Genomic DNA, 15883 nt, shown 5'->3' on the forward strand with positions numbered 1-15883 from the left:
GATAGACGAGCTTTTTGATTATATTCTTTTCTCTAGTGCGAATAGATCTTCCTCTAACAATTGAGATCTTTGAACAGCGATATTTCGGCTGTCACGAACCCCTTGATTATAATAGTAGCTTCCAAGATGTTTTGTGATAAATTCTAATATATTGATGGCTGCTAATTCACCAATCTCCTCTTCTCGTTCTTCGGCAAAGTAACGCTGAATAGCAATCATCATCTGGTTTTTTTCTTCTTTTGTTAATGGTTTCAAAGTATCTCCTGCTTTCTTTCAGCATGATCACACGCTTTTTAGATTTGCACTTTCACTTATTTTTAGAGCTGCATATGGTGACACTCACGAATACGAATGTTTGTTCTCTTATCATATCACAAAAACGTGTCCATCACACCCTAAAAGAAAAAGCGTGTTTTAATCCATTGATCAAAATACGCTTTTTTTATATAGACTATTTATTTCAATATGGATAGTATCGTCGCTATAGAATGATCTACAAATGAACGCTCTGGGCGAGATTTCATGAGGACTGTAAGTCCAATAAAAGAAACGACCAGCGCCTGTGCTAAGGCTTTGGCATTCAGACTGCTTTCGAGCTCACCCGAGCGAATACCTTGTACAATTTTTTCTTCAAAAATGACCGAAAGATACATTTGATGCTCTCTTGTGAGAATTTCAAATTTCTCTTCGTGGGGGGCAAGTTCGACTATTGTATTGATGCAGAAGCACCCTTTACTCGGCCCATCTCCATATTCCTCTTCTACTAATTCAGTAAATAATGTACGAAATGCTTCCTTTGCAGACAGATTGTTTTGCAGTTTTGATCGAATATGTGCTGCATGCTGAGTTGTATATTTGCGTAATGCTGCTTCAAACAATTCCTCTTTATCACCGAACGCTGAGTATAAGCTCGGCCGCTGTATTCCCATTTTTGCAGTTAAGTCGCTTAATGTAGTGGCTCTGTACCCTTTCTCCCAAAAAAGCAACAAAGCCTCATCTAACGCTTTTTCCTCATCAAATTCCCGTTGTCGAACCATCATCAACCCTCATTTCTATCATAAAAATCTCTCACTAGATCAATCATCTATTTCTTATAAGGATATTTTTTACTTATCGGTATATTATCATTTTATTTTATTGACATATCATTGTCAAATTGACTGCCTCTCTCAAGATCTTCACTACATCATCTTGACTTTAAAACGTTTCTATGGTTATCTTTAACAGGAATTATTTTATACCTAACAGTATATTATACTCTTTAGTACAAAAGGAGATGATGACATGCATGAAAAAAGAAAAATGAATGCCGTTGAACATTCTGATCTGGAAACGACTCATTTACAAATAACCACCCGATCAACGATGACTCGCAATATGGCTCTACTGTTTGCGACAGCCTCCGGGATGGCAGTTTCAAACATATACTTTGCACAGCCATTATTAGACTCCCTCGCATCCGAGTTTGGTATCAGCTATTCATCCGTTGGTATGGTCATTACGATTACTCAGCTTTGTTATGCGCTAGGACTGCTACTGATCGTACCACTTGGTGATCTGTTCAACCAACGGCGGCTCATCGTAGCTCAAATGCTAGTATCCGTGTTATCTCTCATTCTAGTCAGTATCGCCCCTACCGCCACCGTCCTGTTCATAGGACTAGCTGCGGTGGGACTGCTCGCTGTAGTCACTCAGGTACTCGTAGCATTCGCAGCGACATGGGCCGCTCCTGAAGAACGTGGCCGCATAGTGGGCTTGGTTCAAAGTGGAATTGTGATTGGTATTCTTCTCGCACGAACGTTTGCTGGTGTACTAACCGATCTCGCCGGCTGGAGATCAGTCTATCTCGTTTCCGGCGTGATGATGCTGATCATCACTGGCGTGTTGTACCGGTATCTTCCTCGTGCTGACAACAAGAGAGTCTCCATATCCTATGTGAACTTGCTCGCTTCAATGTTTATATTGTTCAGACAAGAACGAATTCTACGTATTCGTGGCGTACTGGGTTTTCTGATCTTTGTTGTGTTTGGCACGCTGTGGACTTCACTTGTGCTGCCTCTCAGCACTACGCCATACAATCTGTCACATACGGCGATTGGTGCATTTGGCCTTGCTGGAGTTGCCGGAGCATTAGGTGCCGCTCGAGCTGGAAGCCTTGCTGATCGAGGCTTAGGACAGTTAACAACGTGCATCGCCCTTGTCCTATTACTCTTTTCATGGTGTTTTATTTTTTTCACTGAATATTCCCTCATTTTATTAATCGTTGGTATCGTCATTCTTGACCTATCTGTGCAGGCCGTTCATGTGACCAATCAAAGTATGATTTTCATGGTCCGGCCTGAGGCGAGAAGCCGGCTGACTGCTGCTTATATGATTTTTTATTCCCTCGGCAGTGCGCTCGGTTCTATTGTATCAACTAACATATACGCAAACGCTGGCTGGAATGGGGTATGTTTATTTGGAGCCTCTATCAGCGCCTTAGCCCTTTTATATTGGATGATCACCTACCGCTTCACGGCACAGATCACAGGAACATCAGATTTAAAATAAAAAAACACCGCAATTAAGCGGTGTTTTGGATTAAGCATCGATAACTTCGACTTTTTCCATGCCTTGTCCTTGTTCCATATCAAGAACAGCTTCGATACCAGATGTTACTTTGCCAAAAACAGTGTGAACACCGTTTAAGTGCGGCTGTGGGTCATGTACGATAAAGAATTGGCTGCCGCCAGTGTCTTTACCAGCGTGTGCCATTGATAATGAACCTCTCTCGTGCTGATGAGGGTTTCCTTCTGTTTCACATTTAATTGTGTAACCAGGTCCTCCAGTTCCATTACCGTTTGGATCGCCGCCTTGGCTTACGAACCCTGGGATCACGCGGTGGAATTTCAATCCATCGTAGAAGCCTTCATTCGCTAATTTTTCAAAGTTTGCTACTGTACCTGGAGCAGCCTCTGGGTAAAGTTCAAACTCAATTTTCTTTCCATTCGTTAATTGTATGTATCCTTTTTTCGCCATTTTTCACATTCTCCTTTCAGGTTAAACAACGCTCATTATAGCACATTTTCGGTCATGTTAAACATCCCCTGCTTACCTAATGTGATTTACCTCTTTTGCCAACATTGATAAAATAAAAGAGCTTGATCCTTTTCTCCTAAGGAAATGATCACAGACTGAGCAAAACACTTCATCATATTGGAGGTTTCAAACATCTTTAAAAGATAATTGAAACGTCAGACTGATTTGTTACGTCTATATGATGGAGTACGATTCAAATCATGTACTCAAAAGATGAGTTTCTCACCATCGAGAAACGCTTTCGACTTGAAGGAGGTCAACATGTTTAAAAAAACAATGCTTGGTATGATGGCAGCGCTCCTTTTACTGATTGGTGCGCCAAAAGTCAGCTTAGCGGATGCAGCTGTCGGCGATGTCATCGTCACACTCGGGCAAGACTTAACACCGGCTGATCGCCAGAAGGTGCTTGACGAGTTGAATCCACCTGAAAATGCGACAAAAATTGAAGTAACCAATAAAGAAGAGCATGAATATTTAGGAAAGTATATCCCTCGTTCTTCTATCGGGACGAGAGCATTATCATCTTCATCCATCACCATTGAAAAATCAGGTACGGGTCTGACTGTGGATACACATAACATTAAGACCATTACAGATGAGATGTATTTAAATGCTTTAATGACCGCAGGCGTGAAAGATGCAAAGGTTGTCGTGACGGCGCCGTTTGAAGTATCTGGCACAGCAGCATTGACAGGTTTATTAAAAGCCTATGAGGTGTCAAGCGACAAAGCCATTCCCGAAGATGTGAAACAGGTGGCTAACGAAGAGCTTGTAACAACATCTAAATTGGGTGACTCTATTGGAAAAGACAATGCTTCTGCTCTGATTGCAAAAATCAAAGATGACATTGCCAAAAATGGAGTTCCTAAAACAACAAAAGAAGTGGAAGAAAAAGTAGATCAAGCCGCTTCTGATTTGAACTTAAATCTGACGCAGGACCAAAAAGATCAACTTGTCTCTCTCTTCGATAAAATGAAAAATATCAATATCGATTGGAAACAAGTCGGATCTCAAATTGATAAAGCAAAAGACAAGATTACAAAATTCATAGAATCAGATGAAGGGAAAAACCTTCTACAGAAAATTTGGGATTTCTTTGTCTCCATTTGGAACGCGATCGTCTCTGTATTTACTGGTGGAAAATAAATGTCATAGAAAAAGCTGCCTGATGATCAGGCAGCTTTTTTTAAGTCGATGATTTCACTTTTGATTGATAAGGTAAATCCAATTTGACAATGTCCTCATATGTCTCACGCTCAACGACAAGCTGCGCTTCCCCATCTTCTACAAATACTACAGCCGGGCGCGGGATGCGGTTATAGTTGTTTGACATGCTGTAGCCATAAGCTCCTGTACAAAAGACAGCTAATAAGTCTCCCTGTGATAACTCTGGCAGATCAATATCCCAAATGAGCATATCTCCACTCTCGCAGCATTTCCCTGCAATGGACACAGTTTGATCATGCGTTTGGCTCATTTTATTGGCGCTCGCTGCTTCATATTTTGCTTGATATAAAGCAGGTCGAATGTTATCACTCATTCCGCCGTCAATGGCTACATAATCGCGAATGCCAGGTACATGTTTGGATGAGCCGATCGTATAAAGAGTGGTTCCCGCATCTCCAACAAGGGAGCGACCTGGCTCAATCCAAATTTCAGGCATCTTAAACTCATAGCGGGCTACATTTTCTTTCACCGCTTGAATAATTTTCTCCACGTATTCAGTTGCTGGAAGTGGTTCGTCCTCTTCTGTATAACGGATGCCAAAGCCTCCGCCTAAGTTCAGCACTGTGGAAATAAATCCAAATGATTCTCTCCATTCATCTAGCTTCAAGAAAATCTTATCTGCCGCAAGGACAAAACCAGCTGTATCAAAAATTTGTGAGCCGATATGACAATGAACACCTAAGAGCTCGATCACTTCTGATTTAAGCACTTGTTTGACCGCTTCGTCTGCTTGTCCATTATGAAGATCAAAACCGAATTTTGAATCTTCTTGACCTGTTGTAATATAGTCATGCGTATGTGCTTCAACGCCCGGCGTGATGCGGAGTAGTACTTTCACCTGTTTTGACAGCTCTTGACCAAGCTGTTCAATGAGCGTCATTTCATAGAAATTATCAACGACAATACAGCCAATTCCGTGCTCTAGTGCCATCTTTAATTCTTCTCTGCTTTTGTTGTTACCATGGAAATGAATTTTTTCTACTGGAAACCCGGCACAAATGGCTGTGTGCAGCTCCCCGCCTGAAACGACATCAAGTGATAAGCCTTCTTCTTTTGCCAGCTGGAACATGGCAATAGAAGAAAACGCCTTACTCGCATATGCCACCTGAGCTTTTAGTTCTTCTTCAATAAATGCTTTCTGAAAGCTTTTTGCACGCTCCCGTATTAAAGCCACATCATATACATAAAGTGGTGTCCCATACGTTTCAGCTAAAGAAACGGCATCAACACCACCAATTTCTAAATGTCCGAGTTCATTTTGTCTGCAAGTGCCGTGTAAATACAATGTCATTCCCTCTTTCTCCGCCTCGGCTGAAAAAAGACAGCTGCACAAGCTGCCTTTTGCCGTTTCTCAAAGTTAAAAATACAATATCACAATCTTCAGCCACTTTCAACGAGCGTTAAGAATTTGGCGGAATTTTTGATCTGTTCTGAGGGTGAACGATGCTTGGCCTTACTTTTGAGCCAGGAACAGACGTCCGAATGAGCACTTGCCACAAAGCCTTTCCATTAAAAGGAATGAACGGCCACATATAAGGTGTCTGTAAGGAACGAATGGATGTTAAATAAATAAGTAACAGCGTAAAACCGATGATCAATCCATTCAGCTTAAAGATCGCTACTAGTGCTAATATGATCAGCCGGATGATTTTATTAGCGACACTCAGTTCATAACTTGGAGTGGTGAATGTGCCGATGGCTGCTAGCGAGACGTATAATATGACCTCTGGTGTAAATAAACCGACATCAATTGCAATTTGTCCAATTAAAACGGCTGCAATCAAGCCCATGGCAGTCGACAAGGCGGTCGGCGTATGAATCGCCGCCATTCGTAAAAATTCCACCCCAAAATCAGCAAGGAATACTTGGAGAATGACAGGGATATGGGAGGGTTTGTTAAATCCAATATAGCTTAGATTGTCTGGCAGAAGATTCGGTTCTAGAATAAAAAGAAACCAGATCGGCAAAAGAAAAGTAGAACATAAGATGCCTAAAAAACGCACCCATCTTAAAAAAGTCCCAACCGCTGGCGCCTGGCGGTATTCTTCAGCATGTTGAACGTGATGAAAAATAGTGGTTGGTGTAATGATGACACTAGGGGATGTATCCGTAATGATGATGACATGCCCTTCTAATATATGGTTAGCGGCTACATCTGGGCGCTCGGTGTATCGCACAAGCGGGAAGGGATTATATCCTTGCTTAATGATAAATTCTTCTATTGTTTTATCAGACATCGTCAGTCCGTCAACTTTGATCCCAGACACTTCTTTTTCGATAATATCAACAAGATCAGGGTCAGCAATGTCTTCAATATAACAAACACAGACGTCTGCTTTAGAGCGCTCGCCTACTTTAAGCATTTTGTATCGCAGTTTTTCATCCCGCACTCTTCTGCGAATGAGTGCTGTGTTCACAATGATGTTTTCAACAAAGCCGTCTCTTGCACCTCTGACAACCTTTTCTGTATCCGGTTCCTCCGGCATTCTGCCAGGGTAGCTCCTGACATCAATAATAAATGCGTAATTTTCACCTTCGACAACGACTGCCACAAGTCCAGACAGCACTTGATCCACTGCTTCATCAAGCGTTTCAACTTTTGAGACTTGCTGATTGACAAGACGGTTTTCTACCACACGTGCAAGATCATCTGATTCAGGTTCGTTGTCATTGATTTCAATCAGTTCTTTTAATAAATAGATCACATATTGTGTATCACATAATCCATTTACATAGTAAAGCTGGATTTCCTGATCATGGACATAAATTTTCCGAACGCCAAGGTCAAAGCTGAGACCCATCCCGACATTGTCTTTGAAAAAATCTTCATTTTTCTTTGGATCTCGGTACACATGCACCTTGTCTTTCTTCATGGAAACCGCTCCTTTCTAAAATTAATTCGACTGCCTTCATTGTAATGGGGGACCCTTTGCTTAGATCATCTTTCCGTCCCATCTTGCCAATATCTCCAATGCCGACAACAATCGGAAGCTGTAGTGAATCGAGACAATACACTGTATCTCCACTCATTTTGTGTGGTTCCATTTCTGGAAGTCCATGTTTGTCAACGCCGTATTCTGTCAGTTCACCTTCCCGGTCAATGGAGACATGTACCTTTGTCCATTCCGCTTGATGCGTTTTAGATGCGACTGCAATGGCGCCAATCACTTCAATTTCAGGGTGACGTGCTACGTGCTTCATGGCCGTTTCCCCTGTTCCTTCACCTGTTAGACCAGAATCATCAAACATGACAAACACTGGGTCATATGGCGTTTTCAAAATCATCTGGACCAGTTCTGGTCCTGTTCGTTTGCTCGGATTCCCTTTTGAGCTGGAAATACATCTTCCGCCGACTTTCTTTGCGACAAGCTCAATCGTTTTGGCAGCATATATATCTCCGTCTGTCACTAAAATGACTTTGCGTCTTTGCCCCATATTAGGTTATCCTTTCGGTTTAAAGATAAGTGCAATGATAAATGAAAATAAAATCGCAGCTGATATTCCAGCAGAGGTTAACTCAAAAATCCCAATTCCGATTCCAATAAATCCGTGGACATCAGCCTGATGCATCGCCCCATGAAGCAAGCTATGACCAAAGCTTACGATAGGCACGGTAGCACCCGCTCCTGCAAATTCAATAAATTTATCATAAATACCAAACCCGTCTAAAATCGTCCCCGCCACAACAAAGGTGGTCATGACATGTGCCGGTGTGAGTTTCAGTACATCAAGTAAAAGCTGGCCGATCACGCAAATCAGTCCGCCTGCAACAAAAGCAATCAAATAATCCATTAGCTTTCTCCTCCTGCACGCTCAAATACAACTCCGTGCGCAATGGTTGGAATGGTCTCTTTTTGCTGAACCATCATTGGGCTGAGAAGCGCCCCGGTTGCCACAACCAATACTCTTTGCAAATTCCCTGCTTTCATTTCTTGAAAGATGTGACTGAATGTCACGACAGCTGAGCAGGCACAGCCGCTGCCTCCAGCGAATACATTTTGATCAGGTGTGTATATGATTAATCCGCAATCATCATGCTTCCGTCCAAGCTGAATGCCATCTTCTTTGAGAAGATCCTTTAAAATAGGCGATCCAATTCCAGATAGATCTCCTGTTAAGATGAGATCATAATCATCTACTGTTCTTCCTAAGTCTTCTAAATGTTGTTTGATTGTGTCTGCCGCTGCAGGCGCCATAGCCGAACCCATATCGAATGGATCTGTAATCCCAAGATCCATCACCCGTCCGACGGTGGCACTTGTAATTTGAATTTGGGAAGGTTCTTGGCTGATGACGACAGCACCGCTCCCTGTCACTGTACTTGTTGCTGTATCGGGTTTTTGCCCGCCATATTCTGTTGGATTACGAAATTGCCGCTCTGCTGTCGCATTGTGACTGCTTGTCGCAGCAAGTGCTCTATTGGCAAAGCCACCATCTACTAGCGCTGAGGCAATGGCGACTGATTCCATAGATGTGGAGCAGGCACCAAATAAACAAAGAAACGGGATTTTGAGTTCTCTTGCCACATAGTTGGCTGTCACGTTTTGGTTCAGTAAATCTCCTGCCAGCAAAAGGTCAATATCACTTTTTTGCAAATTCGCTTTTGATAAGGCCATTGATATGGCATCATCCATGAGCTGCCTTTCAGCCATTTCCCAGTTCTTTTGATAACAGTGCATTTCATCATAAGTTTTATCAATGAGATGACCGATTGGGCCTTCTTTTTCTTTCGGTCCTGCAGCTGTTCCTTCCGCATTCACATAAAGCTTGTGTTCAAATACCCAAGATTGCTTACCTGTTAGTTTCACGTTTTATTCCTCCTACGAAAACATCTTTTCCAAGACGTATCGAATAATCCCTACGACATATGCCGAGACGACACCAAACACAATGACGTTCCCAGCCAGTTTAAACATGTTGGTCGCTACACCTAACACAAGCCCTTCACTTTTATGCTCAAGAGCCGCACTTGTCATACTGTTTGCAAATCCTGTCACCGGTACAGCTGATCCCGCTCCAGCAAACTGGCCGATTCTATCGTAAATACCAATACCAGTTAAAATAGAAGAAATTAAAATAAGGGTTGCCACCGTTGGATTCCCTGCTGTCTTTTCATTAAAATCGAAAAAGGTAATATAGAAATTTTGCAATCCCTCGCCTATCGCACAAATCAAACCGCCGACAAGAAAAGCCTTGATGCAGTTTAGTACATAAGGAGGTTTCGGCTGATACGTTTTCACTTTAGATGGATAGTTCTCTTTTAAACTTGACACTTGTTGTTCCCTCCACATTTTTAAATATAAATAAGCCAATGAAATAACGAGCCAAACACCTTCCCTAAGACGATGGCCATGAGCAGCAGCACAATTTTCCCGTCCATTCCAATTCTTTTCGTTAAGATAGGAAGTACATTTAACACTTCAGTGAGTGCGGCTGCAAGCATGCCGACAAAAATGCCAGATAAAAGACCGATCGGAAGCGCTAGCCATTTGGATAAATGCAAATGGACTTGACTTAAAGTAGCCCAGCCGCCAACGACCGCTCCACTTATCACGGCAGCCTCATATCCTTGAATGAAACGCTGCGTTTTCGTTAATTGCATTAATCGAGGGATAATACCAAGCACTGTGAGAAACGCCACAAATCCTGCCCCTACCGTTAAACCGCCGCCGAGCCCAACAAGCACCACAAAAAGCCATTTACCGATCATGAATATCTTTCAATGTTTCTTTGTTTTCATTGAGTGCGACATAATGATCAAGATCGAGCTGATATTTAAACATTTCCACTTCAAGCGGACTTGGCTCTTCGTTTAAACGCTTTTTAAACACATGATTGAAAAATAAAATCATGCCAAAACCGAGTCCAAAGCTATATGGAATTTGTAATAAATAAGGATGCTCAACCGTGTTTCCAGTAATCATCTCGTAAAGGCGGATATGAACAAGCCGCATACTAACATCCTCATGGAAATTCATGATGGCAAGGGCCGCTCCGACAAATAAGAGGAGCCATACAAACACGAATAATACGGGGGACAGCTGGCGTTTGCCTGTGTCTATTTCAACAATGGCTTCTGAGCCTCCGACCGTTTGAATGTCGATGTCAGGCCACGCTTTTTTGATCGTTTTGACCACATGCATGATATCTAACACAACGATGTGACGATCCTTTTTGCTGACATGGTATATCGGCATTTTGCTCAACTTTTGCACAGCACTGTCATCTCCAGTGATTTGGGCAATATCCTCTAAATAAATAAGCTGATCATTACCAGTCTTAATCCGATGGCGCAGCCGAATAAAGATTTGTCCGTCCATCCAAGTCACTTCCTATACGATGGGTTAAAAATAGTATGTGGTGAAAAATGGTTCTCATACTGAAAGAACTTGATTTACCGGTAATTACCACACAAAAAAAGCCAGCCGAATTGGCTAGCTGTCTTTTTGATCCATTTGCATTTGGATTTGTTTTAAAATCTTCTTTTCAAGCCGTGAGACTTGCACTTGGGAAATTCCGAGTCTTTCTGCTACTTCTGATTGTGTTTGGTCTTTATAATACCTTAAATAGACAATCAGTTTCTCGCGCTCTTCTAATTCTTTAATCGCCTCTTTCAGCGCAATTTTATCAAACCATCTTTCTTCTGAATGATCGGCAATTTGATCGAGCAACGTAATCGGATCGCCGTCATTTTCATACACGGTTTCATGAATAGATGATGGTGAGCGGACCGCTTCTTGAGCGAGGACGACATCCTCAGGTGTGATGTCCAGATATTCAGCGATTTCCTGAACAGTCGGCATTCGTCCATGAGATTTAGACAATTCGTCCCTTGCCCGCCTAATTTTATTTCCAAGTTCCTTTAAGGACCTGCTGACTTTGACGGTTCCATCATCACGAATGAAACGCTGAATTTCACCAATGATCATTGGAACGGCATAGGTCGAAAACTTCACATCATAAGACAAATCAAATTTATCAACAGATTTCAGCAGGCCAATACAGCCTATTTGGAACAGATCATCTGGTTCATATCCTCTATTTAAAAAGCGCTGAACAACGGACCAAACAAGACGCATGTTTTTTTCTACGAGGAGGTCTCTTGCTTGTTGATCTCCGTCTTGGCTTTTTTTGATGAGCTGTTTCACTTCATCATTAGACAGCTGTGCTTTTTTTGCTTGCTTTTTTACCTCCACATCCATATGAGCAGCTCCTTAATTACAAAGCGCTTTGCTTTTTGATAGATGCTTTGTTAAGCGGATCGTTGTGCCCATTTCTGGAGATGAGTCCACCATGACATCATCCATAAAGTTCTCCATGATCGTAAAACCCATCCCGGAACGCTCTAAGTCTGGTTTCGTCGTAAAAAGCGGCTGCCTTGCTTCCTCAAGATCTGAAATGCCCATGCCTTCGTCTCGAATCGTCAGATACACAATATGGTCATCCAGTGTGACGCTAATGTGCACCTTGCCGTCTGGATTCCCGTCATACCCGTGAATGATCGAGTTCGTGACCGCCTCTGATACAACGGTTTTGATTTCTGTTAGCTCATCTAATGTTGGATCGAGCTGAGCGATGAATGCTGCCACCGTTACTCTCGCAAAGGATTCGTTTTGACTTAAAGCAGAAAAAGTCAGATTCATTTCATTTGTCATGATGCCACCCCCAATGTTTGCAGCGCAGTTTGCTCTGAAGGCTCCATACGAATAATTTTAAACAAGCCGGACATATCAAATAAACGGTTCACTGCTGGCGAGATCGCACAGACGACCATTTCACCGCCAAGCTGTTTAATTTCTTTGTATCTTCCTAAAATTACTCCGAGCCCAGAGCTGTCCATAAACGATAAATCAGCTAAATTCAGCACGATGTGGCGAATGTCCTCTGTTTCCAAATAATTCGTCACCTTTTGTCTCAATGTCTCTGCGGAGTGATGATCAAGCTCCCCTGTCAACCGAATGCAAAGTACGCTCTCTTTTATTTGAAAATCAATACCAAGGCTCATCTTTTCTTCCTCCTTGCTCTATTTTCGGATAAAGAATGTTTCTCTTTCTTCACATGCAAATCCTTCACCATGACAAAACTAGTGATCATTCGTCACATTTAGATGTTCTTTTCGTTCATAGCAAAAAAGACTGCCAGTTGCAGCAGTCTTTCACCTTTTACTTCCATTTAACAAATTCGGCCATAGCCCGTTTGAAGAACGTCCAAACACCGGCTTTTTCCATATCTTCTTTCGCTTCAACAGGACTTTCATGAAGCACTTTTCCATCTTTTTTCAAGATGATGGTGCCAAGCTTCGTTCCTTTTGAAAATGGGGCTGTGACATCTTGAGATAATTTAATTTCTTTTTTGATCTGATCGACATTTTCACCTTTTTTCGTTAGAAGAGAAATCGGTTCAGACGTGACAAGCTGAATTTTTTTCTTTTTCCCTTTGCTCACTTTGATCTCTGCTACGTCTTGACCACGCTTGTACAGAGGATGCGTTGTATATTGACTAAAAGCGTAATCCAGCATTTTGACGACTTGGGCATTTCTGTCTTTTGGTGTACTTGCGCCGAATACAACAGCAATCACGCGCATGTTCCCTTTTTTAGCGGATGCAGTTAGACAGTATTTCGCCTCGCCTGTAAACCCTGTTTTCACCCCATCCACACCTGGATAAAATTTAATGAGACGGTTTGTATTCACAAGCCAGAATTTTTTATCCGTGTTCTGACGAAGATAGTCTTCGTATACACCTGTGAACTTGGTGATCTCTTCATATTTCAACAGCTCTTTTGCCATTTTTGCCATATCATGAGCCGTGCTGTAATGATCTTTTTCAGGAAGTCCTGTTGGATTTTGAAAGACCGTTGAGGTGAGCCCTAGCTCTTTTGCCTTTTTGTTCATTTGCTCAACAAACTGTTCTTCAGATCCAGCAATATGTTCTGCCATGGCAACTGAAGCATCGTTTCCTGACGCAATCGCAATGCCTTTTAGCATGTCTTTAACCGTCATTTCTTCTCCCGGTTCAAGGAAAATTTGTGAGCCCCCCATAGATGCTGCATGATCGCTCGTTCTTACTTTATCAGTCATTTTTAATTTTCCTTGATCCATCGCTTCCATGATGAGAAGCATCGTCATGATTTTGGTCATACTTGCAGGGGCAAGCTTTTCATCACTGTTTTTGTTGTAAAGCACTTTTCCCGTGTCACGTTCCATTAAAATCGCTGATTTGGCTTCATGCGCCAATTCTGATGTTTGTTTTTCTCCTGGCTTTTCAATCTTTTCTTTTGCCATCGCTGATGGTGAAACCATTGAGATAAGGATCATTAAAGTAAACAATGCACATATATGACGTTTCAAGTGGCAGACCTCCATTATCGTAATCCTTTCTATTTTTTCCTCATAAAGGCTGTTTTATTCAGAGATCGTTTGATTGCCATAAAAAAAAGCCCTCTGTTTCATGAACAGAAGGCTTTTTCACACGATCTATGAGAGTTGTTTGACAACATCTTTCACTAAATCAAGGAAACTTGCTTTCACTTTTTCCGTCACTTCGATCACTTCATCATGAGAAAGCGGCTGATCTAAAATACCTGAAGCCGCATTAGAGATGCATGAAATACCAAGTACTTTTATGCCTGCATGACGTGCTACAATCACTTCTGGCACAGTCGACATACCGACTGCATCAGCGCCAAGCGTTCTGAGGAAACGAACCTCTGCCGGTGTTTCATATGAAGGGCCAGTCATTCCTGCGTAAACCCCTTGCTGCACAGATATGCCTAAATGTTTAGCCGTTTTCTCTGCAAGTGCCAGCAAATCTTTATCATACGGTGCAGACATATCAGGGAAACGAACCCCTTGACTGTCGTTTGGTCCAATTAACGGATTGGTCCCCATCATATTGATATGATCTGTAATCAACATAAGATCGCCAGGATGGAAGGACGTATTCACACCGCCCGCTGCATTTGTCACAATACATGTTTCAATGCCGATTTCTTTCATTACACGGACAGGAAATGTCACCTGCTTCATATCATACCCTTCATAGTAATGGAAACGTCCTTGCATGGCACAAACGACCGTGCCTTTCAGCGTTCCAATGACGAGCTGGCCTGCATGCCCTTCTACTGTTGAAACAGGGAATCCAGGAATATCTTCATATTTCAATTTGATTGGATTTTCAATCTCATCGGCTAAAATGCCAAGACCTGAACCTAAAATCAATCCAACTGTTGGTACATATGTCGATGCTTGTTTAATATATGCCGCCGCTTCTGAAAACTGTGCTCCCACGTGATTTCCCCCTATTTGAGTTTAGATAAAAAGCTTGTTCCGTATTTTGGCAGCGTTGATTTAAAATTATCTGCTACCGTTGCCCCAAGATCAGCAAATGTTTTCGCTGTTGGTAGCTCATTCGCTTCTTGATGCTTTTTGCTGTAAGCAATAAGCGGAACGTATTCTCTTGTATGATCTGTTCCGTGATGAACCGGGTCATTTCCGTGATCTGCTGTGATCACAAGCAGATCATCCTCTTTTAATAGATCAAACACTTCAGGTAGACGTGCGTCAAATTCCTCTAGTGCCTTACCGTAGCCTTCTGGATCTCTTCTATGTCCATAAAGCGCGTCAAAATCGACCAGATTTAAGAAGCTCAGCCCAGTAAAGTCTGATTTCAGCGTCTCAACTAGCTTGTCCATTCCATCCATGTTGGATTTCGTTCTGAGTGAAGAGGTGATTCCTTCTCCATCATAAATATCAGAGATTTTTCCGATCGCAATGACATCTAGTCCATCATCTTTCAATTCATTCATGACGGTACGGTCGAATGGTTTTAATGCATAGTCATGACGATTTGGTGTTCTAACAAATGCCCCCGGCTCCCCGACAAATGGACGAGCGATGATGCGCCCTACCATATATTTTTCATCTAAAGTCAGTTCACGTGCGATTTCGCAAATGCGGTAAAGTTCGTCTAATGGCACAACTTCTTCGTGTGCAGCAATTTGCAGCACAGAATCTGCTGAAGTATAAACGATTAAATCGCCTGTTTTCATATGCTCTTCGCCAAGCTCATCAAGAATTTCTGTACCAGACGCTGGTTTATTTCCAATGATGCCACGCCCTGTTTTTTCTTTTAATTCATTTAACAGTTCATCTGGAAAGCCGTCTGGAAAGACTTTAAATGGTGTGTCGATGTAAAGACCCATAATTTCCCAATGCCCTGTCATTGTGTCTTTCCCGTTGGATGCTTCTTGCATTTTTCCATAATACGCAAGCGGTTTTTCGTCCGCTGGAATTCCTTTAATTTCTTTAATATGACTTAGCCCAAGCTTCGCCATATTCGGCATATGAAGCCCGTTCATTTTTTCAGCAATATGTCCAAGTGTATCTGCACCTACATCATTAAATTCAGCAGCATCAGGTGCTTCCCCGATTCCTACTGAATCCATCACAATGAGGAAAATACGTTTATACTGATAATCAGGCATAAAAAAGCGCCTCCTTCAATATTCTTGTCCTTTCACCTTTCACAACTGGAGAGGTCAGACATCTCAAGTATAAACCGTTTTCAAGTCAATTGA

The 15883-nt window shown here is 42.1% G+C and carries 19 protein-coding genes; 2 read left to right on the forward strand and 17 right to left on the reverse strand.

The annotated features are described in order from the left end of the window. Window positions 1–18: 18 nt before the first annotated feature. Window positions 19–255, reverse strand: coding sequence for a DUF2164 domain-containing protein (locus tag ABG082_RS10695; protein WP_017359788.1), 237 nt, complete (start codon window positions 253–255; stop codon window positions 19–21). A 200-nt stretch (window positions 256–455) separates the two neighbouring features. Next, a complete protein-coding gene (locus ABG082_RS10700; protein WP_050827369.1) occupies window positions 456–1037 on the reverse strand; it encodes a TetR/AcrR family transcriptional regulator in 582 nt (193 codons plus the stop codon). Between the two features lie 247 nt (window positions 1038–1284). Between ABG082_RS10700 and ABG082_RS10705 the strand changes: the two genes are divergently transcribed. Then, complete coding sequence (locus tag ABG082_RS10705; protein WP_348936086.1) at window positions 1285–2550, forward strand: MFS transporter; 1266 nt, start codon at window positions 1285–1287, stop codon at window positions 2548–2550. A 30-nt stretch (window positions 2551–2580) separates the two neighbouring features. Here the strand turns inward: ABG082_RS10705 and ABG082_RS10710 are convergent, their stop codons facing one another. Continuing rightward, window positions 2581–3018, reverse strand: a complete 438-nt coding sequence (locus ABG082_RS10710) for a peptidylprolyl isomerase (protein ID WP_007501040.1) — start codon at window positions 3016–3018, stop codon at window positions 2581–2583. 321 nt (window positions 3019–3339) lie between these two features. On the opposite strand from ABG082_RS10710, the gene ABG082_RS10715 reads away from it, so the two are divergent. Next, window positions 3340–4224: a DUF1002 domain-containing protein gene (locus ABG082_RS10715; RefSeq protein ID WP_008344446.1), complete on the forward strand. Its 885-nt coding sequence runs from the start codon at window positions 3340–3342 to the stop codon at window positions 4222–4224. Between the two features lie 40 nt (window positions 4225–4264). Here the strand turns inward: ABG082_RS10715 and lysA are convergent, their stop codons facing one another. From lysA to deoB, 14 genes are all read right to left on the reverse strand, one after another. Further along, window positions 4265–5590, reverse strand: coding sequence for a diaminopimelate decarboxylase (gene lysA, locus ABG082_RS10720; protein WP_224564600.1), 1326 nt, complete (start codon window positions 5588–5590; stop codon window positions 4265–4267). A 115-nt stretch (window positions 5591–5705) separates the two neighbouring features. Further along, the gene (locus ABG082_RS10725; RefSeq protein ID WP_007501043.1) at window positions 5706–7178 is read right to left on the reverse strand and encodes a spore germination protein; all 1473 of its coding nucleotides are present in this window, start codon (window positions 7176–7178) and stop codon (window positions 5706–5708) included. Next, complete coding sequence (locus ABG082_RS10730; RefSeq protein WP_017367529.1) at window positions 7132–7740, reverse strand: stage V sporulation protein AE; 609 nt, start codon at window positions 7738–7740, stop codon at window positions 7132–7134. Before ABG082_RS10730 ends, ABG082_RS10725 begins: the two co-directional genes overlap by 47 nt. A gap of 6 nt (window positions 7741–7746) precedes the next feature. After that, window positions 7747–8097: a stage V sporulation protein AE gene (spoVAE, locus tag ABG082_RS10735; RefSeq protein ID WP_007501045.1), complete on the reverse strand. Its 351-nt coding sequence runs from the start codon at window positions 8095–8097 to the stop codon at window positions 7747–7749. Further along, a complete protein-coding gene (spoVAD, locus tag ABG082_RS10740) occupies window positions 8097–9113 on the reverse strand; it encodes a stage V sporulation protein AD (RefSeq protein WP_008344437.1) in 1017 nt (338 codons plus the stop codon). Before spoVAD ends, spoVAE begins: the two co-directional genes overlap by 1 nt. Window positions 9114–9125: 12 nt before the next feature. Then, a complete protein-coding gene (gene spoVAC / locus ABG082_RS10745; RefSeq protein WP_008344436.1) occupies window positions 9126–9578 on the reverse strand; it encodes a stage V sporulation protein AC in 453 nt (150 codons plus the stop codon). A 20-nt stretch (window positions 9579–9598) separates the two neighbouring features. Then, entirely contained in the window at window positions 9599–10015 is a 417-nt protein-coding gene (locus ABG082_RS10750) for a stage V sporulation protein AB (protein ID WP_007501049.1), read from the reverse strand. Then, a complete protein-coding gene (locus ABG082_RS10755; RefSeq protein WP_008344433.1) occupies window positions 10005–10625 on the reverse strand; it encodes a stage V sporulation protein AA in 621 nt (206 codons plus the stop codon). The genes ABG082_RS10750 and ABG082_RS10755 overlap by 11 nt, the downstream gene beginning before the upstream one ends. A gap of 114 nt (window positions 10626–10739) precedes the next feature. After that, entirely contained in the window at window positions 10740–11507 is a 768-nt protein-coding gene (gene sigF / locus ABG082_RS10760) for an RNA polymerase sporulation sigma factor SigF (RefSeq protein WP_007501051.1), read from the reverse strand. 12 nt (window positions 11508–11519) lie between these two features. Continuing rightward, window positions 11520–11960, reverse strand: coding sequence for an anti-sigma F factor (spoIIAB, locus tag ABG082_RS10765; RefSeq protein ID WP_007501052.1), 441 nt, complete (start codon window positions 11958–11960; stop codon window positions 11520–11522). Continuing rightward, window positions 11957–12310 carry an anti-sigma F factor antagonist gene (gene spoIIAA, locus ABG082_RS10770; protein ID WP_008344431.1) on the reverse strand — a complete coding sequence of 118 codons (354 nt, stop codon included), beginning with the start codon at window positions 12308–12310 and terminating at the stop codon, window positions 11957–11959. The genes spoIIAB and spoIIAA overlap by 4 nt, the downstream gene beginning before the upstream one ends. A gap of 157 nt (window positions 12311–12467) precedes the next feature. Continuing rightward, window positions 12468–13670, reverse strand: a complete 1203-nt coding sequence (locus tag ABG082_RS10775) for a D-alanyl-D-alanine carboxypeptidase family protein (RefSeq protein ID WP_089374163.1) — start codon at window positions 13668–13670, stop codon at window positions 12468–12470. Between the two features lie 111 nt (window positions 13671–13781). Beyond that, a complete protein-coding gene (locus ABG082_RS10780) occupies window positions 13782–14594 on the reverse strand; it encodes a purine-nucleoside phosphorylase (RefSeq protein ID WP_008344425.1) in 813 nt (270 codons plus the stop codon). A gap of 11 nt (window positions 14595–14605) precedes the next feature. Continuing rightward, a complete protein-coding gene (gene deoB, locus ABG082_RS10785) occupies window positions 14606–15790 on the reverse strand; it encodes a phosphopentomutase (protein ID WP_008344423.1) in 1185 nt (394 codons plus the stop codon). Window positions 15791–15883 lie beyond the last annotated feature (93 nt).

Source organism: Bacillus sp. BS1807G30 (genome assembly GCF_040047675.1).
Classification (GTDB): domain Bacteria; phylum Bacillota; class Bacilli; order Bacillales; family Bacillaceae; genus Bacillus; species Bacillus altitudinis.